This window comes from Neobacillus notoginsengisoli (genome assembly GCF_003515685.1).
Taxonomy (GTDB): domain Bacteria; phylum Bacillota; class Bacilli; order Bacillales; family Cytobacillaceae; genus Bacillus_D; species Bacillus_D notoginsengisoli.
The window spans coordinates 1-20,568 of sequence record NZ_QWEG01000005.1 but is presented as its reverse complement, the minus strand read 5'-3'; the positions used below and the strand labels follow the sequence as shown (position 1 = coordinate 20,568).

26 protein-coding genes and 1 pseudogene are annotated in these 20,568 nt (G+C 43.5%); 7 read left to right on the top strand and 20 right to left on the bottom strand.

Features of this window, described 5'->3' with window-relative positions:
• The first annotated feature begins 406 nt into the window (after nt 1-406).
• Nucleotides 407-565 carry a hypothetical protein gene (locus D1B31_RS24200; protein WP_158587500.1) on the top strand — a complete coding sequence of 53 codons (159 nt, stop codon included), beginning with the start codon at nt 407-409 and terminating at the stop codon, nt 563-565.
• Nucleotides 566-618: 53 nt separating this feature from the next.
• On the opposite strand, the gene gpr is transcribed toward D1B31_RS24200, so the two are convergent.
• On the bottom strand, nt 619-1,743 hold the full coding sequence (gpr, locus tag D1B31_RS08555; protein ID WP_118920366.1) for a GPR endopeptidase: 1,125 nt from the start codon (nt 1,741-1,743) through the stop codon (nt 619-621).
• Between the two features lie 237 nt (nt 1,744-1,980).
• Here gpr and rpsT point away from each other — a divergent pair, with 237 nt between their 5' ends.
• Complete coding sequence (gene rpsT, locus D1B31_RS08550) at nt 1,981-2,241, top strand: 30S ribosomal protein S20 (protein ID WP_118920365.1); 261 nt, start codon at nt 1,981-1,983, stop codon at nt 2,239-2,241.
• A gap of 63 nt (nt 2,242-2,304) precedes the next feature.
• On the opposite strand, the gene holA is transcribed toward rpsT, so the two are convergent.
• On the bottom strand, nt 2,305-3,324 hold the full coding sequence (holA, locus tag D1B31_RS08545) for a DNA polymerase III subunit delta (protein ID WP_118920364.1): 1,020 nt from the start codon (nt 3,322-3,324) through the stop codon (nt 2,305-2,307).
• A 309-nt stretch (nt 3,325-3,633) separates the two neighbouring features.
• Between holA and D1B31_RS08540 the strand changes: the two genes are divergently transcribed.
• Nucleotides 3,634-3,768, top strand: a complete 135-nt coding sequence (locus tag D1B31_RS08540) for a YqzM family protein (protein WP_118920363.1) — start codon at nt 3,634-3,636, stop codon at nt 3,766-3,768.
• A gap of 36 nt (nt 3,769-3,804) precedes the next feature.
• Here D1B31_RS08540 and D1B31_RS08535 read toward each other — a convergent pair whose 3' ends face one another.
• The 3 genes and pseudogenes from D1B31_RS08535 to D1B31_RS08525 all read right to left on the bottom strand — a co-directional run bounded on the left by D1B31_RS08535 (nt 3,805) and on the right by D1B31_RS08525 (nt 7,441).
• Nucleotides 3,805-6,159, bottom strand: a complete 2,355-nt coding sequence (locus D1B31_RS08535) for a DNA internalization-related competence protein ComEC/Rec2 (RefSeq protein ID WP_118920362.1) — start codon at nt 6,157-6,159, stop codon at nt 3,805-3,807.
• Between the two features lie 150 nt (nt 6,160-6,309).
• Nucleotides 6,310-6,750, bottom strand: a pseudogene (locus D1B31_RS08530) (ComE operon protein 2); the annotation flags it as partial.
• Nucleotides 6,751-6,823: 73 nt separating this feature from the next.
• Entirely contained in the window at nt 6,824-7,441 is a 618-nt protein-coding gene (locus D1B31_RS08525; protein WP_118920360.1) for a helix-hairpin-helix domain-containing protein, read from the bottom strand.
• A gap of 83 nt (nt 7,442-7,524) precedes the next feature.
• On the opposite strand from D1B31_RS08525, the gene comER reads away from it, so the two are divergent.
• Nucleotides 7,525-8,346 carry a late competence protein ComER gene (comER, locus tag D1B31_RS08520; protein WP_118920359.1) on the top strand — a complete coding sequence of 274 codons (822 nt, stop codon included), beginning with the start codon at nt 7,525-7,527 and terminating at the stop codon, nt 8,344-8,346.
• Nucleotides 8,347-8,424: 78 nt separating this feature from the next.
• Here the strand turns inward: comER and D1B31_RS08515 are convergent, their stop codons facing one another.
• Genes D1B31_RS08515 through D1B31_RS08480 form a run of 8 tightly spaced genes read right to left on the bottom strand, consistent with a single transcriptional unit; the run spans nt 8,425 to nt 13,454 of the window.
• On the bottom strand, nt 8,425-9,177 hold the full coding sequence (locus tag D1B31_RS08515) for a class I SAM-dependent DNA methyltransferase (RefSeq protein WP_118920358.1): 753 nt from the start codon (nt 9,175-9,177) through the stop codon (nt 8,425-8,427).
• The gene (gene rsfS, locus D1B31_RS08510; RefSeq protein WP_118920357.1) at nt 9,174-9,530 is read right to left on the bottom strand and encodes a ribosome silencing factor; all 357 of its coding nucleotides are present in this window, start codon (nt 9,528-9,530) and stop codon (nt 9,174-9,176) included. Before rsfS ends, D1B31_RS08515 begins: the two co-directional genes overlap by 4 nt.
• Nucleotides 9,527-10,099 carry a bis(5'-nucleosyl)-tetraphosphatase (symmetrical) YqeK gene (gene yqeK / locus D1B31_RS08505; RefSeq protein WP_118920356.1) on the bottom strand — a complete coding sequence of 191 codons (573 nt, stop codon included), beginning with the start codon at nt 10,097-10,099 and terminating at the stop codon, nt 9,527-9,529. Before yqeK ends, rsfS begins: the two co-directional genes overlap by 4 nt.
• Nucleotides 10,089-10,658, bottom strand: coding sequence for a nicotinate-nucleotide adenylyltransferase (locus D1B31_RS08500; RefSeq protein WP_118920355.1), 570 nt, complete (start codon nt 10,656-10,658; stop codon nt 10,089-10,091). Before D1B31_RS08500 ends, yqeK begins: the two co-directional genes overlap by 11 nt.
• 24 nt (nt 10,659-10,682) lie before the next feature.
• Nucleotides 10,683-10,973: a ribosome assembly RNA-binding protein YhbY gene (gene yhbY / locus D1B31_RS08495; RefSeq protein ID WP_118920354.1), complete on the bottom strand. Its 291-nt coding sequence runs from the start codon at nt 10,971-10,973 to the stop codon at nt 10,683-10,685.
• Nucleotides 10,967-11,806: a shikimate dehydrogenase gene (gene aroE / locus D1B31_RS08490; protein ID WP_118920353.1), complete on the bottom strand. Its 840-nt coding sequence runs from the start codon at nt 11,804-11,806 to the stop codon at nt 10,967-10,969. The genes yhbY and aroE overlap by 7 nt, the downstream gene beginning before the upstream one ends.
• Nucleotides 11,807-11,823: 17 nt before the next feature.
• Nucleotides 11,824-12,936 (bottom strand): ribosome biogenesis GTPase YqeH, encoded by a 1,113-nt coding sequence (gene yqeH, locus D1B31_RS08485; RefSeq protein WP_118920352.1) that lies wholly within the window; start codon nt 12,934-12,936, stop codon nt 11,824-11,826.
• Nucleotides 12,933-13,454, bottom strand: coding sequence for a YqeG family HAD IIIA-type phosphatase (locus D1B31_RS08480; RefSeq protein WP_118920351.1), 522 nt, complete (start codon nt 13,452-13,454; stop codon nt 12,933-12,935). Before D1B31_RS08480 ends, yqeH begins: the two co-directional genes overlap by 4 nt.
• Before the next feature lie 638 nt (nt 13,455-14,092).
• Here D1B31_RS08480 and D1B31_RS08475 point away from each other — a divergent pair.
• On the top strand, nt 14,093-14,233 hold the full coding sequence (locus D1B31_RS08475; RefSeq protein ID WP_118920350.1) for a sporulation histidine kinase inhibitor Sda: 141 nt from the start codon (nt 14,093-14,095) through the stop codon (nt 14,231-14,233).
• An 84-nt stretch (nt 14,234-14,317) separates the two neighbouring features.
• Here D1B31_RS08475 and D1B31_RS08470 read toward each other — a convergent pair whose 3' ends face one another.
• On the bottom strand, nt 14,318-15,097 hold the full coding sequence (locus D1B31_RS08470; protein ID WP_118920349.1) for a phosphatidylserine decarboxylase: 780 nt from the start codon (nt 15,095-15,097) through the stop codon (nt 14,318-14,320).
• A 192-nt stretch (nt 15,098-15,289) separates the two neighbouring features.
• Between D1B31_RS08470 and pssA the strand changes: the two genes are divergently transcribed.
• Nucleotides 15,290-15,829 (top strand): CDP-diacylglycerol--serine O-phosphatidyltransferase, encoded by a 540-nt coding sequence (gene pssA / locus D1B31_RS08465; protein WP_118920348.1) that lies wholly within the window; start codon nt 15,290-15,292, stop codon nt 15,827-15,829.
• A 47-nt stretch (nt 15,830-15,876) separates the two neighbouring features.
• On the opposite strand, the gene D1B31_RS08460 is transcribed toward pssA, so the two are convergent.
• From D1B31_RS08460 to sigK, 3 genes are all read right to left on the bottom strand, one after another.
• The gene (locus D1B31_RS08460) at nt 15,877-17,676 is read right to left on the bottom strand and encodes a M3 family oligoendopeptidase (protein WP_118920347.1); all 1,800 of its coding nucleotides are present in this window, start codon (nt 17,674-17,676) and stop codon (nt 15,877-15,879) included.
• A gap of 136 nt (nt 17,677-17,812) precedes the next feature.
• Nucleotides 17,813-17,965, bottom strand: a complete 153-nt coding sequence (locus D1B31_RS24610) for a hypothetical protein (RefSeq protein WP_192894758.1) — start codon at nt 17,963-17,965, stop codon at nt 17,813-17,815.
• A gap of 146 nt (nt 17,966-18,111) precedes the next feature.
• On the bottom strand, nt 18,112-18,843 hold the full coding sequence (sigK, locus tag D1B31_RS08455) for an RNA polymerase sporulation sigma factor SigK (protein ID WP_118920346.1): 732 nt from the start codon (nt 18,841-18,843) through the stop codon (nt 18,112-18,114).
• 206 nt (nt 18,844-19,049) lie between these two features.
• Here sigK and D1B31_RS24195 point away from each other — a divergent pair, with 206 nt between their 5' ends.
• On the top strand, nt 19,050-19,211 hold the full coding sequence (locus D1B31_RS24195) for a hypothetical protein (RefSeq protein ID WP_158587499.1): 162 nt from the start codon (nt 19,050-19,052) through the stop codon (nt 19,209-19,211).
• Nucleotides 19,212-19,649: 438 nt separating this feature from the next.
• On the opposite strand, the gene D1B31_RS08450 is transcribed toward D1B31_RS24195, so the two are convergent.
• The 3 genes from D1B31_RS08450 to D1B31_RS24710 form a co-directional block, all read right to left on the bottom strand.
• Complete coding sequence (locus D1B31_RS08450; protein ID WP_118920345.1) at nt 19,650-19,790, bottom strand: YrzI family small protein; 141 nt, start codon at nt 19,788-19,790, stop codon at nt 19,650-19,652.
• A 19-nt stretch (nt 19,791-19,809) separates the two neighbouring features.
• Nucleotides 19,810-19,950 (bottom strand): YrzI family small protein, encoded by a 141-nt coding sequence (locus D1B31_RS08445; protein ID WP_118920344.1) that lies wholly within the window; start codon nt 19,948-19,950, stop codon nt 19,810-19,812.
• Nucleotides 19,951-20,380: 430 nt separating this feature from the next.
• Nucleotides 20,381-20,568: hypothetical protein (locus tag D1B31_RS24710; protein ID WP_204563005.1), on the bottom strand; the 188-nt coding region annotated here is incomplete at its 5' end.

Sequence of the window (20,568 nt, the reverse complement as noted above, 5' to 3'; positions counted from 1 at the left end):
TCGCTAGAGATGGTAGAACTTTAATTTTCTTAGGTTATTTTTGTACTGAATCAAAGAGGAATGAACCGGTGACTTTCACTCATCCTGGGTTTGAGTGACAACTTATCCGGATTTCGAGCACTTGTTGTCATGAATCCGGGTTTTGAGTGACAACGAAACCGGGTTTCGAGAATTTGTTGTCACGCATCCGGGCTTTGAGTGACAACTTATCCGGTTTCAGAGAATTTGTTGTCACGCATCCGGGCTTTGAGTGACAACTTATCCGGTTTCAGAGCATTTGTTGTCACGCATCCGGACTTTGAGTGACAACGAAACCAGTTTTCGAGAATTTGTTGTCACGCATCCGGGTTGTGTGGGAAAACGAAACCGGGTTTCGAGCGCTTGTTGTCACCCATCCGGACTTTGAGTGACAACGAAACCAGTTTTCGAGAATTTGTTGTCACGCAACCGGGCTTTGAGTGACAACAAAACCGGGTTTCGAGAATTTGTTGTCACGCATCCGGCTTTGAGTGACAACGAAACCAGTTTTCGAGCGCTTGTTGTCACCCATCCGGGTTCTGCATAACAACAAATCAGGTTCTTATCGTAAATAGTGAGGCAGTGGAACCGTCCCCTGCCTCATCGCGTGTAATAGCCGGCGTTGTCTTTGTCGATGTTGGTGTGGAGGGATGCGTTGAGTCCGTTTGCGATTAGGTTGGCCATGTCTTCTATGAAAACGTCGACTTCTTTTGGGGTGACCATGAGGTTGTGGCCAAGCGGGGCCAGGACTTCATGGATGAGTTGGCGTTTCTCCTCTTCTTCCAGGGTTCCGACGATGCCAAGAAAAGTTTTTCGCTGTTCCTCATCTGGAAGATCTTCTTCGCTCAGCACTCTTTTTTTGCCAAAAGTCAGCCCGGCGGGGACAAGGGACCTTGCCGGCCGCCCACCTTCTTTTAATTCCTTTCCGAAATGCTTCAAGACAAAATCGATCGCATCACTTGTAATCGAAACAGCGTCTACGACGGTCGGGACTCCTACTGCAATAACTGGAATACCGAGTGTGTCTTTGCTCAGTTCCTTCCGCTTATTTCCTACTCCAGACCCGGGATGGATGCCCGTATCGGAAATCTGAATAGTTGCGTTAACCCTTTCAATTGACCTCGACGCTAAGGCATCTATGGCAATGACAAAACCAGGTTTCGTTTCTTCTACGACCCCAAAGATGATATCACTCGTTTCAATCCCGGTCAGACCCATGACCCCTGGTGCAAGGGCACTTACGGATCGGTAGCCTTCTTTGACGCTTTCCGGCTGCAGATTAAATAAATGCCTAGTGACAAGCAAGTTTTCACAAACGATTGGGCCAAGCGCATCTGGCGTTACATTCCAGTTCCCAAGCCCGACTACAAGACAGGATTCCTCCTTTCCAATTCCGGCGCTTTCAAGGAAGCCTGCAAATTCCCTCGCAAAAACATTCCCCACTTTTTGCTGCAGCTCAGTATCCTGCTGCCGAATGCCGGCAACTTCAATCGTTAAGTACCGGCCTGCTTTTTTACCTAATGCCTCTTCTCCTGCATCCGTTACTTCAACAAGCGAAACCTTCATGCCGTCAACTTCTTTTTCCTTGATAATAACTCCTTCAATCTGGGACACATTTTGTTCCTGCCCTATAGTACTCTGCCTTCCTGCTATTGCCATTTCCCTAGCTTCGACAGCTAAATCTGTCCTAACAGCGTACTGACTCAAATCAAGTTCATTATCCATTTTCAATTACCTCCCATTCCTTTGCTTAATCCAATGGCAAAACTATTCCCTATCTTTTCCCAAAACGAGCTGGGCCATTCAGGCTGTCAAGGGAAACAGTTTTACACAATTTACGAGTGGAGTATTGCATTATGGGCAAGCGTTTGATAAAATATCTTTTGTTCCTATTTATGTTTATGGAAGTGAAACTCGAGTTCATAGAAGTGTCTCGGTTCTTTTTTTTAGGAGGTGAATGGAATGCCAAACATTAAATCTGCAATTAAGCGTGTGAAAACAAACGAAGCTAAAAACGCTCAAAATACAGCTGTGAAATCTTCGATGCGTACTGCTGTTAAAAAAGCTGAAGCTGCTGTAACAGTGAACGATGCAGCTGCCGCGAAAGAAGTTTTTGTTGAAGCTGTAAGCAAGCTTGATAAAGCTGTTACAAAAGGCCTTATCCATAAAAATGCTGCAGCCCGCAAAAAATCCCGCCTAGCGAAGAAAATTAACGCTCTATAAGAGGTAAGCCTGCTCCCATTCGGAAGCAGGCTTTTTTTACCTTCATAACTTACTTTTAATTGATTACGATGTTTTGCCGAGCTTCATCAGAAACATTTCCACAAGTAGAGATTTGTCGGCTCCACCGGTTTTCATTTGGTAGTCCGCTTCGGCGATTTGTCCAATCAGGCTTGCTAGCTCGCCGTCTGAAAATTTCGATGCCAGCCCTGCGGCCATTTTAACCCTGTATGGATGAGCCTTTATTATAGCCGCTATTTGCTGCTGCCCATAACCTTTCCGGCTCAGCTCTTTAATTTGGTATATCAGGCGAAATTGGCCTGCCAGCAAAGCGAGGATTTTAATTGGCTCTTCATTTTGTTTCAACAAGTCGTAATAAATACGGAGAGCTTCGGCAGGCTTCTTCTGAACCACTTTGTCTGTCAAACTGAAAATATTTTGCTCCAGTGATTTAGGTATAAGCAATTCAGCTGTTTGCGCATCCACCCTTCCTCCTTCTCCTGCATATAGTGCCAGCTTGTCCAACTCATTTGAGAGCATGAACAGATTTGTACCCGCGAGTGCAATAACTGTCTCCACCGCTCCCCTGTCAAGCTCGATCCCTCTTTTTCTGGCACGGCCATCCACCCAGGATTTCAAATCCGATTCTGAGAGCTTTTTCATCTCGGCCACATTCGCGCGCCGCTTCAGTTCCTTTGTAATTTTTTTCCGTTCATCGAGCTTTTCATAAGGAGCAAAAAAAACGACAATGGAATATGGTGCTGGCTTATTCAAATAAGTTTCGAGCCTAGATAGATTATGGATGACCTTATCCTTCTGTTTCTCCGACGTCAAAAAGAATGGATTTCGGATAAAAATAACCTTGTTATCCCCCATAAACGGAAAGGTTTCCGCATCCTCGAGAGCAGCTTCTATTGGCGTTTCTTCTAAATCGTATGTCGAGAAATTAAAATCCCTTTCATCGCCAAGAACATTTTCCAGCAATAGCTGGCCGGTTTCCTTCATCAGGAAAGATTCCGTTCCGTACAATAAATAAACTGGTGAAAATTGCTTGTTTTTTATTTGTTTCCACAGCTCGATAGCCATATATTCTTATCTCCCCAAACCCTAATTCGTTACTAATTTGTTATATCTATATCCTAAAGAAGCCTGTCCGATTTTACAAGCATTCAAAGGGGAACCGGTTTTCTCTGCCCGATTCCCATTTTATATGAACGCCGGCCTGATCAGTCCCGGGCCTCATCTTGCCGGCGGAATGCCTTATTACTTTTAGGTTTCGCTCCAGACAAATAAACTATTGGTGTTAACTCCTGTCAAAAAGCAAGAAGGGCGGCAAAACTGGATTTTTTTAAATGTATCGCTTATACTATTATGGAAAATAGGGAGGGGTAGCTTGTGAACGAATTTGAACAAAATGTCCGGGACAAACGAAACGATGCAATTGACTCAGGGGTAGGCTTTATTGTGTCTTTTGGATTTTTCGCAACAATGTTCATTATCGCGACAGTCATCCATGCACTCGGATCTTAATGGATGCCTTCTTTAGGGCCGCCCGCCGCGGCCTTTTTATTTTGCCTTTTTCTTTTCATTCAATGCTCCAGTGTATGGCAAAAATGTAGAAAAGGTTCCGGATTTCCCTTTAAAAGAGTAAGTAATTGCCCCATGCAAATCCGTCCTATAAATTTTCGCCCGAGCCTCATCAAGCCGCTCAACTGTTTCTTTGTGGGGATGGCCAAACCTGTTATTCTCCCCTGCAGAAATCAACGCGACAGCCGGCTTGTAATGCTTTAGGAAATACGCCGAAGAAGAGGTTTTGCTTCCGTGGTGTCCGGCTTTTAGCACATCCACCTTCATTGCTGGATATAAGCGGACAAGCTCTTTCTCGGCATCTTCCGGAAGGTCGCCGGTAAAAAGCCATCCGTTCCCGGAAAATTCGGAATAAATAACAATTGACCCCCCGTTTCTGTCCCCCGTATAGTCCCGTATTGGAGATAGAACATAAAATGTACTATTCCCTGCCTTCCAGACGTCCCCCCTTGCCACTTCCTTAATATTTATCCCTATCCTATCTGCCAAATTAATGATTTCCTCCTCGCCTTCCGATTTTTCCTTATAGGCGGGTAATAGAATTTCGTCAATTTTTATATTTTCCATTATAGCGGCCGCCCCGCCGATATGGTCTTCGTCACCATGAGTCAAGATCAGTTTGTTCAATTTCACAATTCCTTTTGCCTTCAAGAAAGGAATAACGGTATCTCTTCCCGGATCATATGGCTTTCGGAGGCGTTGCCATTCTTTTTTTGCAAAATCAACGCTCCCACCTGTATCTATTAGGTAGTTTCCGTTGCCATTCGGAAGGGAAATGAAAATACTGTCCCCCTGGCCGACATCGATCACCGTCACCTCTCCTGCCCGATTCGAAACAAGCTCCCCGGCTTCCTGAATCATTAACAGCAAAAACGGAAGCATTAAAGCCAAATACGCAACTTTTTGTGTTTTGGCTCTTTCCCATGCTATGAATGAATAAAAAACTGACGCTGTATAGAAAACTAATATAGCTACTGTCTGTTTTCCAGGATTCATTTGTAATGGAATTTTTGCGAGGAACAAAGCTAGCCTATCCGACAGCATCACGGCACCGTTTAAAACTCCCCCCGCAAAACCTGCCAATCCTTTAACAAAAGAGAAAGGATAAAGCAGATAAACTGCGGGCATTAAAATAAATGAGTAAATGGGAATAAATATGATGTTTGCCGCAATGCTGATTAGAGGCAATTCGAAAAAATGAAGAAGTAGGATCGGCAAAGCAGCCAGTTGTGAGATGAGGGCTGTCACAGCCAACATCTCTAAACCGACATAGTTTTTATTTCTTAATGCTCCCGACGAAAATAGAAGTGAGAACGTAACGAGATATGACAACTGAAAGCCCGGATCATAAAGTGAATAAGGATCAATAAGGATAAAAGCCATGAAAGACAGGGACAGGGCACCTGCAGGACTGATGAAAGAGGATCTAAAGGCTGTAAGCAGCAGGATTCCCGCCATTAGAACAGACCTGATGACGGACGGAGAGGCACCAGCAATAACCGCATAAGCAGGCAGGACAGCCAACAGCAAAATGGACATTCTTTCTCTTGTTACTCCTAACCGTACACCCAGCAAGAAAACCAAGCCTGCTAGGACGGTGACCTGCATGCCAGAAATGGCTAGCAAATGGGTGATTCCGATTTTCTTATAGGCGGCCATGACATCTTCAGAAATAAGGGTTTGCTCACCGAAAATAAGCGCCGAAACGAGTGAGGCCGATTCTGATGGATACTGAGCAGTAATATGAGATATTCCTTCCTGGCGGATCATACGAAGTTTTTCAACCATACTTGCATTTCGGACGCTGCAATTGCCTAAGGGAGCTGTATCCAATGTTAATATCCAGTGAATTTGATGTTCCTTCAAATAAAGATTGTAATCAAAACCACCAGGATTTTTAGCAGACGCCGGTTGTTTCATGCTCCCGTTTACACCACACAGCCTACCAAAAAAATTAGCCTTTTGCAGGTTCTCCTTTTCATGTTCACTCGCAACTTTATAGGTGACTGCAATTTTTTCCCCTGTCCTAAGGTCTTTTGCAATGGCTTTGAACCGGTCGCCGTCAATTGCCGCTCCTTCATTAAAAACAAGGGAGAAATTCCGCTCGTTTCCAAAGAAAGAAGTTTTATTGTTCTCAACGGAATGCTTCCCGGTTAAAGCAAAGACAAGAAATAAAGCGCATACAAAAAGAATTTGTTTAAATGAAAACTTTTTGTATTTACTTAAGAGGACTAGATAGGGAAAAAATAAAGCGATGATGGTATGAGGACCGTGAAGTGGCAGCATAGTGCCCAACAGGGCAGGAGGAGCCAGGAGGATCAGCTTTCCTTTCATACATACCTCCAAGTAAGGGGATATTAGCTTTTAAAAGTTGTTTATTGGCTGTGAGGTTAAAGGTCGGCATCCCCATGAAAAGGGATGCCTAGTGAAGGATGATTATTTAGACTCTTGTACGATGCCCGCAGGCGAAATAATTTGAGTAAAGTCAATCGTTGTTTGCTCCAGCTCGACTTTTTCTGTTTTTACATTCGCTTTTTCAAAAAGCTCTGCCGCATAAGGATGGTTTTTGTAATCACTTGCGTAATATACTGTTTTAATACCAGCTTGGATAATCGCTTTTGAGCATTGCAGGCAAGGGAAATGGGTGACATAAATATCCGCCCCTTCTGTGGGCACCCCGAACTTTGCACATTGAAGAAGTGCGTTCATTTCAGCGTGGATGGTCCTGACACAATGGTGGTCAATGACGTAACAGCCATTGTCGGTACAGTGTTCCCCTCCAGCAATCGAGCCATTATAACCACCCGCAATAATCCTTTTATCCCTTACAACTGTAGCTCCTACCATTAGCCTCGTACATGTGCTCCTAAGGGCAAGCAGATGGCTCTGAGCCATGAAGTACTGATCCCATGAAATTCGTTCCACATTCTCTCCCCCTAATAGGTTGTCATCATAGTCTTTCCGCCTTCTCTAGTTTACCTTCTTCCTTCTTTGACGGTCAACGGACAGTTATGGCACCCTCCAGTTTTTCAAAAGTTTTCTCACCTATCCCGCTGACTTCTTTTAATTCCTCTGGATTCTTGAAAGGCCCATTCTTTTCTCGATAGTCAATAATAGCCACGGCTTTTGCCGGGCCAATCCCGGGTATATTCTGCAATTCAGCCACATCCGCTTTATTAATATTAATTTTATCGCCACCCTTTTCCCCCGTGGATGCTAGCGGAACGGCAGCTGGTTCCACTTCACCCTGCAGCGGGATGACAATCACCATTTCATCTTCAATCCTCTGCGCAAAGTTGACCTGGCTCGCATCCGCATGCTCCGCCAGGCCTCCCGCACGTTGAATGAGATCGACAACCCGCTCTTCCTTTTCACCTTTATACACACCAGGCTTTTTCACGGCGCCTTTTACATCTACGAGGATGATTTCAGGTATGTCATTTTCCTCTTTCACCCCCAATCCTTCATTCTCACGATCGGCAGCTTGAGCCTGAAGAATTTCATTTTCTCCGGGAGGTTCCGTCAGGGAATCTTTTTGCGAAAAGTAAACAAAAACGGCCAAAACAATAAGTGCAGCAGCGGCATAATATTTGTTTTCCAGTAACCAGGCTTTCATCGGCATTCTCCTTTTGGTATAAGTTGCTTGTTCTCTTCATAACGTTATAGTGGGTATTCGTTTGGCTAGGAGGGAAAAACTTCATGAAAATCGGGATTATCGGGACTGGGAATATGGGGCGGATTCTTGCAGAAGCACTCCTTGACAGCGGAGCGGTTGAAGAAGGTTCACTTATGGCCGTTAATCGGACATTAGCAAAGGCCGAAGCACTGAAAAAAGTTTATCCGGGCATACATGTCGCAGAGAAAGCGGCTGAGGTTGCCCATTTTGCAGATATCATTTTCCTGTGTGTTAAGCCATTAGAAAGCCGGGGCGTTCTGATGGAAATCGCCTCCTTTCTTGCAGAGGAAAAATGTCTTGTGTCAATCACAAGCCCTATTCGGACAGATCAGTTGGAAACAACCGCAGACTGCTCGGTGATTAGAATGATTCCAAGCATTACCAACAGGGCCTTGGCTGGGGTGACGTTAGTAACCTATGGGGAAAAATGCTCATCGGATTGGAAAACGAAACTGGGCGAATTGATTAGGAAAATATCCGAACCAATAGAAATTGAACAGCAATACGTGAGGGTAGCTTCTGATATCGTCAGCTGCGGGCCCGCTTTTTTCAGTTATCTACTTCAGGAATTTGTTTTAGCTGCTGTAAATGAAACGAATATTGACGAAGAAAGAGCAACAAATATGGCTAGTGGGATGCTAATTGGGATGGGTGAACTCCTAAGGAAAGGGCATTACACATTACCGGCGCTTCAAGAAAAGGTTTGTGTTAAAGGCGGGATAACTGGTGAAGGAATCAAGGTGCTTGAAAACGGCTTAGGCGACATGTTCCGGGATTTATTCCGGGCGACACACGCAAAGTTTAAGGAGGATCTTGAACACGTAGAAAAACAATACCGCTCCTAAACAATATTCGACAGCGATCATCAATCTCCTGCTAGCAAGAAAAAAATAATGGCCATTTCTTTTAGAAATGGCCATTTATTATTTCGATTTTTTGGCAACGAAAAAAACACGTTCTGACTCCTCGGCGGGTTCAATTGTAAGAAAATCAGATGTGATGGAAACAACTTCCAAGCCAACCTCTTCAAGCCAGCTACGGTAAGTTTCAACGGGAAAGGTACGCTGATAATGAATTTCATCATAGCGGTCATATTTGCCATCCTGTTCATCCCGCACAAAAAAGCTGATTTCATGCTCAACGCTATTTGGATCTTCCCCGCTAAAGCTATCCCATATATAGGCTACATTTTCACCGTTCAGTGAAAAAGAACGATTGATGAACCCATTTGCTACTTTTTCGATTGAATGCACGTCAAACATAAGTAATCCGCCGGGAACAAGATACTTTACGGCTTTTCCGAAAGTTTTGCGTACTTGTTCCTCCGACTCCAGATAATTGAGCGAATCGCAAAAAATGCCGATTATGCCATACTTATCATCCATTTCTAACTCAGACATATCCTGCTCAACAAACCGAATGGAAGAGCCGGTGTTATCCGCCTTTTCCCTCGCGACAGCAAGCATGTCCGGAGAAAGGTCAACTCCTGTAACATGAAAACCTGAATCGGCTAGCCTTAAAGAGATTTCACCGGTTCCACAGCCTAAATCCAGGAATGATTTCTCGCTTTTTGGTCCGTGCTTTTGCCAGTTTTTCAAAGCAAAACCAGCCCAATCATCGTACGGAGCATCCTCCATTAATTGGTCATACAAATAGGCAAAGTGACCGTAACTCATTGTTGAATGACACTCGAGATATCTTCCAATGGCGCGTCTCCCCATAGCCTTTCCAGGTTGTAGTAAGTACGTTCATCTCGATGGAAAACATGTGCAACAACGTCGCCAAGATCAATTAGCACCCATTTCGCTTCATCAAAGCCTTCCATTCTTTTGGCCTCGAATCCATTCTCCGCAGCCTTCTCTTTTATTTCCCTTGCGATTGCCTGTACTTGTTTATCGGAATTCCCGTGACAAATCATGAAATAATCGGCTATAAGGGAAATCCCTTTCATATTTAGGGCCAAAATGTCTTCCGCCCGTTTATCATCTGCGGCTTTAACCGCTATTTGCAATAACTCAATGTTACTCATTCATCAGTCCTCCTGTTTTTAACGAGGTCATTATAAGTTAAAAAGGTGTCCGGGTAAACAGGTTGGTTCTTTTTAAGCAAAAACGAAATCGTATTTTTTATTGAGTGGATCAGTGCCCCGTCAAGGTCGGATTTTGCAATTATACGTGTGTCTTCCACTCCGGGAAAACTTCTCCCTGGCTCAATATAATCAGCCAGATAGATTATTTTTTCCAATAACCGCATTCTCGGCCTTCCCGATGTGTGGTATCGGATGGCATCAAGTACTTCCGAATCGGTTATTCCCGCTTCATGTTCCACCAGATAGGCACCGGCGGGAGCATGCCACAGTTCGGGGCTGTAATCAAGCAAGTCCTCGGGATACCCTTGTTCGATAATAATTTTTTTCATGTCTTCCTTTGGCCGGAATTTCGCATAGTCATGAAAAATTGCTGCCAGTTCCGCTTGCTTTGGATTGGCCCCATACCTTTTTGCGAGTGTGATGGCTGTTTCCATTACACCTACTGTATGAATATAGCGATGTTCCGTTAATTGTTCCTTAACAATTTGCAGAGCTGCCTCACGTTCCATATAAATGCTTCTCCCTGATTTGCCTGATTACGCCTTCAGAAAGTAAATAGTTCACTGTCCTGCCTTGATGCAATCTTTCCCGAATCATACTGGATGAGATATCAATCGCGGGGATATCCACAATCTGGACTGGATATGTAGTTATTAATCCATATCCGGGTCTTTGTACCCCTACAAAAGTGACAAGATTCAGGAGCTCATCAATTTGGCGCCATTTCGAAAGATATTCAACCATGTCCGCGCCAATAATAAAGTAAAATTCAGCGTCCGGATTTCTGTCGACCAAAATTTTCATCGTATCTATCGTATACGAAGGGCCTTCCCGGCCAAGCTCAATGGCTTCTACCTTAAACAACTTATTCCCTTTTATCGCACTTTCAAGCATGGCTAGACGATCTTCATCACTGGCCCCGCCCGCCTTTTTTTTGTGAGGGGGTTCTTGGTTAGGCAAAAACCAAACTTCATCCAGATTTAAAGCATGGCAAACTTCATTGGCGATGATTAAATGGCCTAGATGGGGAGGGTTGAAGGTTCCCCCCAGAATGCCGATTTTTTTCACGAAGCCGCCTCCTTATTATGCTCATTAAGGGAGCTTAATTTGCTTGTTTTCCACAGACTCCCGATAAAGGACAATCGTATTCCCAATTAATTGGACAAGTTCCGCTTTCGTTCCAAGCGCTAGTTTTTCTGCTGCTTCGTTTTTGTCCCCGTCAAAATTTTGCAGGATACTGACCTTCAGCAGTTCCCTAGCTTCAAGAGCGTCAGAAATCTGTTTAACCATATTTTCATTCACGCCGCCTTTTCCCACCTGGAAGATCGGTGAAAGGTGATGGGCTTTTGAGCGGAGGAATCTTTTTTGTTTTCCTGTTAACATGTTGCACCTCCCAGTTGATTTAATACAGTTCGCCTCATTCTCTCGCTATCCGGTTCAACACCTGTCCACAATTCAAACGCAAGTGCTCCTTGATAGACGAACATGCCGATGCCATTAACGGTTTTAGCTCCCCGAAGCCGGCACCGCTTAAGGAATTCTGTCTCATATGGATTATAAATAATATCAGCAGCAGAAAAAGGTTTATTCATACCGCCAGGGTCAAGAGGAAGCTGGCCAATTTCCGGATACATGCCAACTGTCGTCGTTTGGATGATAAGATCGTAGTCGTTTAGCCTGCGCTCGGCTTCATCCAGAGTCAATGCATTCGAAGGAACATGAGATTTTGCTTCAGCGGCAAGGGACTGCGCTTTTTCCAGGCTTCGGTTGCATAGATCAATTGCTGACGGTCCGATTTTTTCAAGCGTGAAAAAAATCGCGCGCGCCGCACCGCCAGCCCCGATGATTAAAATGGCCGGCTGTTTCGGGAGTGTCAGCTCTTCCTCGAGGCTTTTTAGAAAGCCAGGGCCATCTGTATTGTAGCCTAAAAGTATTCCATCTTTGTTTACAACGGTGTTTACAGCGCCGATTTCAAGCGCAAGCGGGTCAATCCAGTCCAATAAAGGAATGATGTCCGTTTTAAATGGGACCGTCACATTAAAACCAGCCACGCCAAGCGCCTTTAATCCTTGTACTGCTTCAGATAGTTTTCCTCTTTCAACTAAGAATGGATGGTAATGGGCATCAATGCCGTAATAAACAAATAGATTATTGTGCATCTGAGGCGAAATGGATTGGGCAATCGGATTCCCAATTACGCCAAAAAACTTTTTCAACGTTTCTCCCCCTGAATCTATATAAGCGATTTTCTGAGGATTGTCTGCACGCCACGCGGAACGTAGGCCGCAACTTTTGCGCCTGGTTCATTCACTGTAACCCATCCAAGGCCAGAAAAAACAATATCAGTTTTAGCTTCTTTAATCGTAAACTCTTGCTTTACGAGCTCAGGGAAGGACTTCAATTCTTCCTTTTTCGGAGGGGTGAGGATTTCTCCAGCTTGGCGCTCATACAATGCATCGGCGTTTTCTGTTTTCGTCCGGTGGATATCAAGCTCGTTCGAAAAGTGGCAGATAAACGACCTCCTGCCCCCCGAAAGATAATCAAGCCTTCCCAGCCCTCCGAAGAAAAGGGTTTGAGCTTCATTTAACTGATAAACCCTTGGTTTAATCTCTTTTTTTGGGGTTATGACTTTTAGATCCTGTTTCCCTACATAATGGGCCATCTGGTGATGGTTGATAATTCCAGGGGTATCAATCAGCGACCTGCCATCTTCCAATGGAATTTTTATGATATCAAGTGTCGTTCCCGGAAAGTGCGATGTCGTAATGACATCCTGACCGCCGGCCACTTCCTTGATAATCCTGTTGATAAATGTGGATTTCCCTACGTTTGTACAGCCAACAACGAAAACATCCTTCCCTTGCCTGTGGGAATCAATGGCTGCCGCTGTTTCTCGTATGAACTTTCCTTTTGCTGCTGAGATGAGGAACACATCCTCGGCCTGCAGTCCCAAATCCCTTGATTCATGCTTCATCCAATTGATTAGCTTTTGTTGCTTTACTGATTTTGGGAGTAAATCAACCTTGTTTCCAACCAGAAGGATTTTATTTTTCCCGGCAAAACGGTGCATCCCGGGAATCCAGCTTCCGTTAAAATCAAAAATATCCACGATTTTTACGATTAGAGCATCGGTCGTACCGATTTGATTCAATATTTTCAGAAAGTCATCGTCCGTGAGGCTGACATCCTGGACTTCGTTATAATGCTTCAATCTGAAACAACGCTGGCAGATGATTTGCTCCTTCTCTAAGGAAGAAGCCGGCGCATAGCCCAGTTCCCCTGGTTCATCCGTCTGGATTGCAACTCCGCAACCAATGCAAATTTCTTTTTCATGGTCAGTATTCACAGTGAATCCTCCCAATTGATCATCCCTTTTTTTCTAAAGAAATTCAGGATTCTTCTTTCTATTTTTCGGTTGAACTTAGTGAAAAAGCCATCCGTCTTGGCAACCGGAACAACGAGGATCGTATGGAATCCGCCCCGATTGCCTCCAAATACGTCTGTCAACAGCTGGTCTCCTATGACGACAGCTTCTTCTCTCTTAAGACCCATCTGTTTAATCGCTTTCCGGAAAGCCTTTGTCATCGGCTTTCTTGCCTGGAAAATAAACGGTATGCCTAATGGATCCGAAAATGATTTAACTCTTTGTTCATTATTGTTGGATACAATCGTCACTAGTATATCGTTCTTTCTCATTTCATCGAACCATTCAATCAGTTTCGGCGTTGCGTTTGGCCTGTCCCATTCAACAAGGGTATTATCAAGGTCAGTAATGATCCCTTTAATCCCCTTCTCTTTTAGTTGTTCAGGTGTAATCGCAAAAATACTCTTTACATGCTCTGAGGGCAGGAAAAGATTCAACATGGTACACACCTCATTTTTCATTTCGTAAAGTTGGCAATGTTTTCATCATAACCAATTTCGCGTAAGGTTTCAAAAAGAAATTTAAAAACCATATATTTATGGCTCTATAAAATTTGGCTGTTGATTTCCGCTACGGGCACACGCTTTCCGCGGGGCGTCAGTGGAGCCTCCTCGGCGCGTCAGCGCCTGCGGGGTCTCCACCTTGCCGCTACATCCCGCAGGAGTCGGTGCCCTTCGCTACAATCAACGTAGGTTTAAATCAACATTGGCCTATAACAAAGCCTATTTCTTAAACGAACAAATATCGGCAATTTCCTTGTATCTATACTATATAACATTTACCCATCAGCCCAGAAATTTGAATAAAACCGGGTTTTTCAATAAATAATTTTCGACAAAAAGGGCGTTTTTACAAGTTGTGGATAACTTTATTCACATTATCCTTCTTGCCACTATCATCTTTTTCTAGATTATAAACAACTTAGTCACAGGTTATCCACCGATAGCTGTGGACAATAAGAACGATTGTTCTCCTGTATCTTTTTTGTTAAATTAGTGATATAAACATCACGAACTTACATTTATATTCCATCCGAAATAAATTTAGACCAACAATTTTCAGGGGGGTGAATTCTGGCATGCGCAAACTGTCAGATGATTTGCTGATTGAATCGTATTTTAAAGCAAGAGAACTGAAACTTAGCCCTGATTTTATTCGCCTTATCGAAAAAGAAATCCAGCGCCGGTCGTTATCCCATAAAGTCAGGGTATCTTCCTGATACAAGGCCCCCCAGGGGGTCTTTTTTATACCCATAACTTCTATTAATATGAACAGCGGCGCAGTTAAGCGCCGCTGCATAATCTTATCGGAACACGCCAATTCTCTCGCCCATTTTGATCGGATGGGGAATTGAAATAGCAGGATCCGGAGAAAAACAGCCTTTTTCAAAAAGCAGGACAATGGTTGAACCGAAGCTGAAATAGGCTATTTCTTCACCTTTTTTCAAATCAGTGCCTGTATGGGTCGTTTCAATTGAATTGACAAACATCGCTCCTACTTTTACAATCGCAACCATTCCGCTGTCAGTCCGTACTTCAGAAATCATTCTATAGTTTTTGGAAAGTGTATCCGCGCCGTATTTAAGGCCCCATTTATTGACAGGGTATGATTTTTTTCCGAGTGTCCATTGCCTTTCCACTTTACCGTTGATTGGGCTGTGGATTCGATGGTAATGGCTTGGGCTTAAGTAAAAAATCATGTAGACTCCGTCCATATATTTTTTTGCTGTTTCTTTATCACCCAGCATGTCAACAATCGAATAGATTTTCCCTTTCACTTCCATTTCACTTAAAGGGGTAATATATCCGACATCTTCAATGACTGCATCGACAGGGCTTACCACCGAACTTTCCCCAGGATCAACCTGGCGTGCTCCCGGCTTCAGTTTTCGGATGAATAAATCATGCAAGGTTGGGAACCCGGAAAGCTCTGTTTCCATTTCTTCTGTATTTAACCGATAGGCTTTGGCAAAGCGGTTGACAACACGCTTGCTTCTTGGTGAGCGGGCAAACTTTTTTAGAAGAATGGAAGACCATCTGCCGTTTGTTAACTCGATCAGAAGCCGATAGAAAGGCTTGAACAATGTACTTACCTCCAAATAGTGTAAATATACTCTTTACGAACCGTCATAAAAGACTTAAAATATAAGTAAGATAGGATAATGATTCTATTTATTCCAAAGTTGGTCGGAACAGGAACCTTGGCCATAGCCTTTGTTTCTTTTATACCGGGGTCCCTTTTAAACAAATAAGGATCACCGAAAAGGAGTGAGGAAATGTTTTTATTAGATGTTGTAGACCAGACGGTTAAAAAGCTTAAGACACAAACAGCCAATGTCCTGACGCTGATGAACTTATCACTGGGCGGTTTTGCAATTATTTTTACTCTTCATGGAAATTTAAGGCTCAGTCTTCTTCTCATTTTTATTGCTGCTCTTGCTGACCGGTTCGACGGCATGGTTGCCAGAAAGTTCAATATAGAATCGGAATTGGGGAAACAATTGGATTCCATGAGTGATATTATATCATTCGGGGTAGCGCCCGCACTATTAATATACCAAGGAATTTTATTTGAATTTGGAGGACCAGGTTCCTTCTTCACGGTATTTTACATTGCTTGCGGCGCTTTTCGTCTCGCGCGGTTCAATATTACCGAAAGCAACGGATATTTTACAGGGCTTCCGATTACAGCGGCCGGCTGCCTTGTAACATTGAGCTTTCTTGCGATTCCCTATATTCCCCCGCAAAGCTTCCTGTTTATTGTCATGATTTTAGCATTTCTTATGGTCAGCCCATTTAAACTTAAAAAGGTTTAAGGCAACAACCAACCCGGCAGCGAAAACTGCCGGGTTTTCTTTGTGCATTAGTTTGTTTCAGTCAGCTCGAGGAACTCTTTTACATCTTCAGTGCAAAGGTCCACCGCTTTTTTCCAAAAATCCACTTTTGTGAGGTCCACACCAAGATGCTTCTCGGCCAATTCTTCCACAGGCATGGATGCCGAGTCCTTTAATAAAGCGATATACTTTTCCTCAAATCCGCTTCCTTCCTCAAGGGCTCGCACATAAATCCCCATTGAGAACAAAAACCCAAAAGTGTAAGGGAAATTGTAGAATGGAACGCCTGTTATAAAGAAATGAAGCTTTGACGCCCAGAAGGATGGATGAACCTCGTCAAGCGCTCCTAGATAAGCTTCTTTCTGCGCCTGCTCCATTAATTCATTCAGCCGGCCAGCACTGACAAACCCTTGCTTCCGCTCCTCATAAAACATTGTTTCAAATAGGAATCGGGCATGGATATTCATGAGGAGAGCGACTGACCTTTGCAGTTTCTCATCCAGGAGGGCAAGTTTTTCTTCCTTTGTCTTCGCCTTTTTAACCGCAGCATCCGAAACAATCATTTCGGCAAAAGTCGAAGCAGTTTCCGCCACGTTCATCGCATAATTTCGGTTTAATAGATGAAGATCCCTCATCGCATACGTATGGAACCCGTGGCCAAGTTCATGGGCAAGTGTTGAAATATTTGATGAAGTCCCGGAATAGGTCATAAAAATCCGCGATTGATTTGATTCTGGGAAGTAAGTATGGAAGCCGCCCGGAGCTTTACCCGGCCTGTCTTCGGCTTCAATCCAACTGTTCTCCAAGGCTTTTTTGCTGAAAGAAGTCAATTCATTGCCGAATTGGGCAAACTGCTCGAGTATGAACTGTGCGCCTTCCTGGTAAGGAACCTTTGACTCCGCGCTTCCAAACGGGGCATCAAGGTCATACCAGCTAAGCTTTTCGACTCCCATCAATTTTGCGCGGCGCTCCAAATATTCCTTTAGTGGCTGTTTATTCTCCTCAACCGCATTCCACATCGCTTCAAGAGTTTCCTTTTTCATCCTGTTCAAATCAAGGGGCTCTTTAAGGTAGTCATCCCAGCCTCTCAACTTGTACACGTTTAAACGGAACCCTGCGAGGTGATTAAGGACTTTTGCCAAATAATCGGCATGTTCTCCCCAGGCTTTTTCCCATTCAATAAAGACTTCCCTTCGCACATTCCGATCACTGTTGGAGTACTTATTTGCCGCCTGGCCGACAGATAATTGCTTTACCTCTCCGTTTTCTGTAAACGGTATTTTTATGTTGCTGACAATAAGATCATACATTTGGCCCCAGCCGTGGTAGCCATCAATTCCAAGCGAATTGATGACGGCTTCCTCTTTTTGAGACAGCTTTTCCTTCGTCCTTTCCCTTCGCTCTGTCAATATAAAAGCCAATTCTTCTATTTGCTCATTTTTAAGCACATCGTCCCATTGTTCCTGGCTGAGTGCGGCAAGCTTTCCATCAAAGGAAGAAAGCACAGTTTGGAAAGAAGCGCTAAGGCCGATGACGGTGGAGTCAAATTCTAAAGCCTTTTTGTCCTCTGTGTTCTGCGCCTTCAGGCAGGATAGGAACGCCCCGGCCTGGCGGATTTTTTTCGCCGTGTTTTCAAAGGAAGAAATGAGGTGGAATAGTGTCCCGGCAAAATCGCCGTCTTCTTCTGGATTCCACTCCTCCACTTCAGCCCTGAATGAATCAATCAATTGCTTTGTTACATCAAGATGCTCCACAAATTCCGGTGAATGGCTGCCACCCTGAAAAATAACATCCAAATCCCAAACTTCCGAAAAAGCAGAAACTGTCATTATGTATCCCCCTGTTCTGTATTGCCTGATTGTGAAACGGCTTACTCATCTGCCTTTTCATTATAAGTTTAAAATCAGAAAATTTCTATTTTCAGAAACGTGAAAAGGGCCTAACAATGGCAGGCCCCATTTAGTTTCACGGTCTCCCGCAAAAATACCACCATCCCCCGAAGATCAGGATGATTATAAAAAGAATGATCAAAAGCGCATACACAAAACCATACCCGCCGGCTGCCGGTCCGTAAGGGTAACCAACCGGAAAAGGCGAATATGGATAGCCAACATACATGGATATCACCCCTTTCCCATACTACAGGGTATGTACCTATCCGCAGGCTGTATGGGCGAATGATAAATTCTTTGAGGATTTGACATTGTCATTTCACGGGGAATTTAAACCGGATGCCAGACTAAAACACAAAAGGAAAAGGCACCTTATGTGTCGGCTGCCTTTCCCTTTTTCCGCCTTCCCTTTTCGGCCCTGTAAAATTCATGGAACATTTTCATCAGCGCCCTTTTCTCAATCCTGGATACATAACTCCTGGAAATACCTAACTCCTTCGCGATCTCCCGCTGGGTTTTTTCCTTTTGCATATCCAGGCCAAACCTTCCGACAATGACTTCTTTTTCCCTAGGGTCAAGGACACTAATATACTGCTTAATTTTTTCAAGCTCCATATTCAATTGGATTGTTTCAATTACGTCTTCGGATTCTGACTTAAGCACATCTATTAACGAAATTTCGTTTCCTTCTTTGTCCTGGCCGATTGGGTCATGAAGGGATACATCTTTTTTGGTTTTCTTCAACGCTCTTAAATGCATTAAAATTTCATTTTCTATACATCTTGCGGCATATGTGGCAAGCTTCGTCCCCTTGCCGTCTGAATAGCTTTCAATCGCCTTAATAAGCCCAATTGTTCCAATAGATATCAAATCTTCGGAATCCTCGCCAGTATTCTCGAATTTTTTGACAATATGGGCGACAAGGCGAAGATTGTGCTCGATGAGGAGATTCCGGGCATTGGAGTCACCGGCAGCCATAAGCTGGAGGTATTTTTTTTCATCAGCAGAAGACAGCGGTTGCGGAAAAGCATTATTCTTTACATAGGAAACAAGAAAAAGAAACTCTTTTACTAAATATCCGAGGGCGGTCAGAATACCGGACATACTTTCTCCCCGCTTTCTGCTAAGCTTATAACTAATTTCTATGTTTTAAGAAGAAGGAAAGTGTCTGTCCTTAAAAATTTCCGTATTTTACTAAGTTCGCCCATTTTTCTATTTATCGAAAAAACTTTCATGGATTTTGGCAAAATGGACTTTGGCAATCCACACAGGTAAAATAAAGAAATAAGAGAGAGAAGAAGGGGATCGTTATGCCTGAAAAAGTAGTTCTAATTTTAGTATTGATACTTGTTGTAACAGCAGCATCCGCCCAAATTATTTTTGGGGACATTTCTGCTCCCCGGCTGGTCGCAGCTGCGGCGGCCGTCTTGCTGATTGTCTATTTATTGTTTAGACCTCGGCGCCGAAACTGATTGATTCACCAAATCGCACCTGGGAAAAGGGGCTGCAGATAATCAGATAAACTGATTTTCTGCAGCCCCTTTATAAAGTGTTTTTAATCCTCTGTGCTTACTTCAGCCGCGATAATACAGCCAATTGCGCCTGTAAGAATGAGTACCATTACCATTAAGAACATAACCAGCATCCCTCGCTCTGTCCATTTTTAATACCTTAATATTTATTATAGTATAAACCTTGTATACCGTACAGTGTTGGACCCTTTCCGCCATTATCGCTTTTGCTTCCGCCGAAAGATGAATGGTAAGAAAAAACAATGAATCGGCATAGTCGTTCCTCCTCTTGGAACCTTTTAATTACCCAGTATCCTTCAAAATCCAAAGGCAACCTCTTCTTTTCTGCAATATGAATACTCTTTCCATCTAAAATTACCACCTTTCCGTCAATTAGTATTAAAATGGCCTGTAAAGACTGAACATCCGATTTTTATTTTCCTCGGTAATTTTCTGTACATGTTCCATGTTGATTAGTTCTCGCGGACTGTATTTCCTTTTCTGAATCGTAATGATAAAAAAGAAAATATGAAGGGTCATTGTGTATCACCACCTTTAATTAAAACGGGCGGTACATCGAAAATTGACGGTCCTTGTTCTCCTCAGTAATTTTCTGAATGCGTTCCCGTTTCATGATTTCTTCCGGGTTCATAACTCGCTTTTTAATTGTCACTGTCAAAAAGAAAATGTTTAATACCATTCGTCTCACCTCCTAATAGTCATTTCATATCCAAATGGGCACAAAAAAAGCCGCAGAGAAATTGATAATCCCTGCGGTCCCCCAATTCCCACTGGAAGCCTTCCTGATAAGAAAGTGCCCCAGTGGTATGGGAATTTAGGCATAAAAAAGCCGCAGGCACAGTTCTCCCGCGGCATGGATATGGCTGATGTTAAAAAAATCTGTTAAGAAATCCAATCCCTGAAGGCAGAACATGCATGATTTTTGTATGAAGTTTTTTGAAAGTGGTTGTAAAACTTGATCATGGTAATGCCTCCTTTCAGGTTAGGTAATTTTTGCTTCCATCGGTAATTATAACCACTATTCATGTGTTTGTAAACCCTTTATTAAGAAAATTTTTCATATATTACCCAGTTATGGGAACTTGGTTAGTTTCTGCAGAGACAATCATTTAAAAAGAAAACGGGAAACCGCATTGGTACGCATCGGAGTTTAGGCCATGCAGCTTGTCTGTAGAGTAGAAAACAGGAATTAGACTTTGCCCTTCTTGTCCTCGGGTTTCAGGGTGTTCCACCTTACTAAGCCAGACAAGTGGGCAAGTCCTTTTCCTGTTCCCCCTCATCAAACCGTACGTGAGGT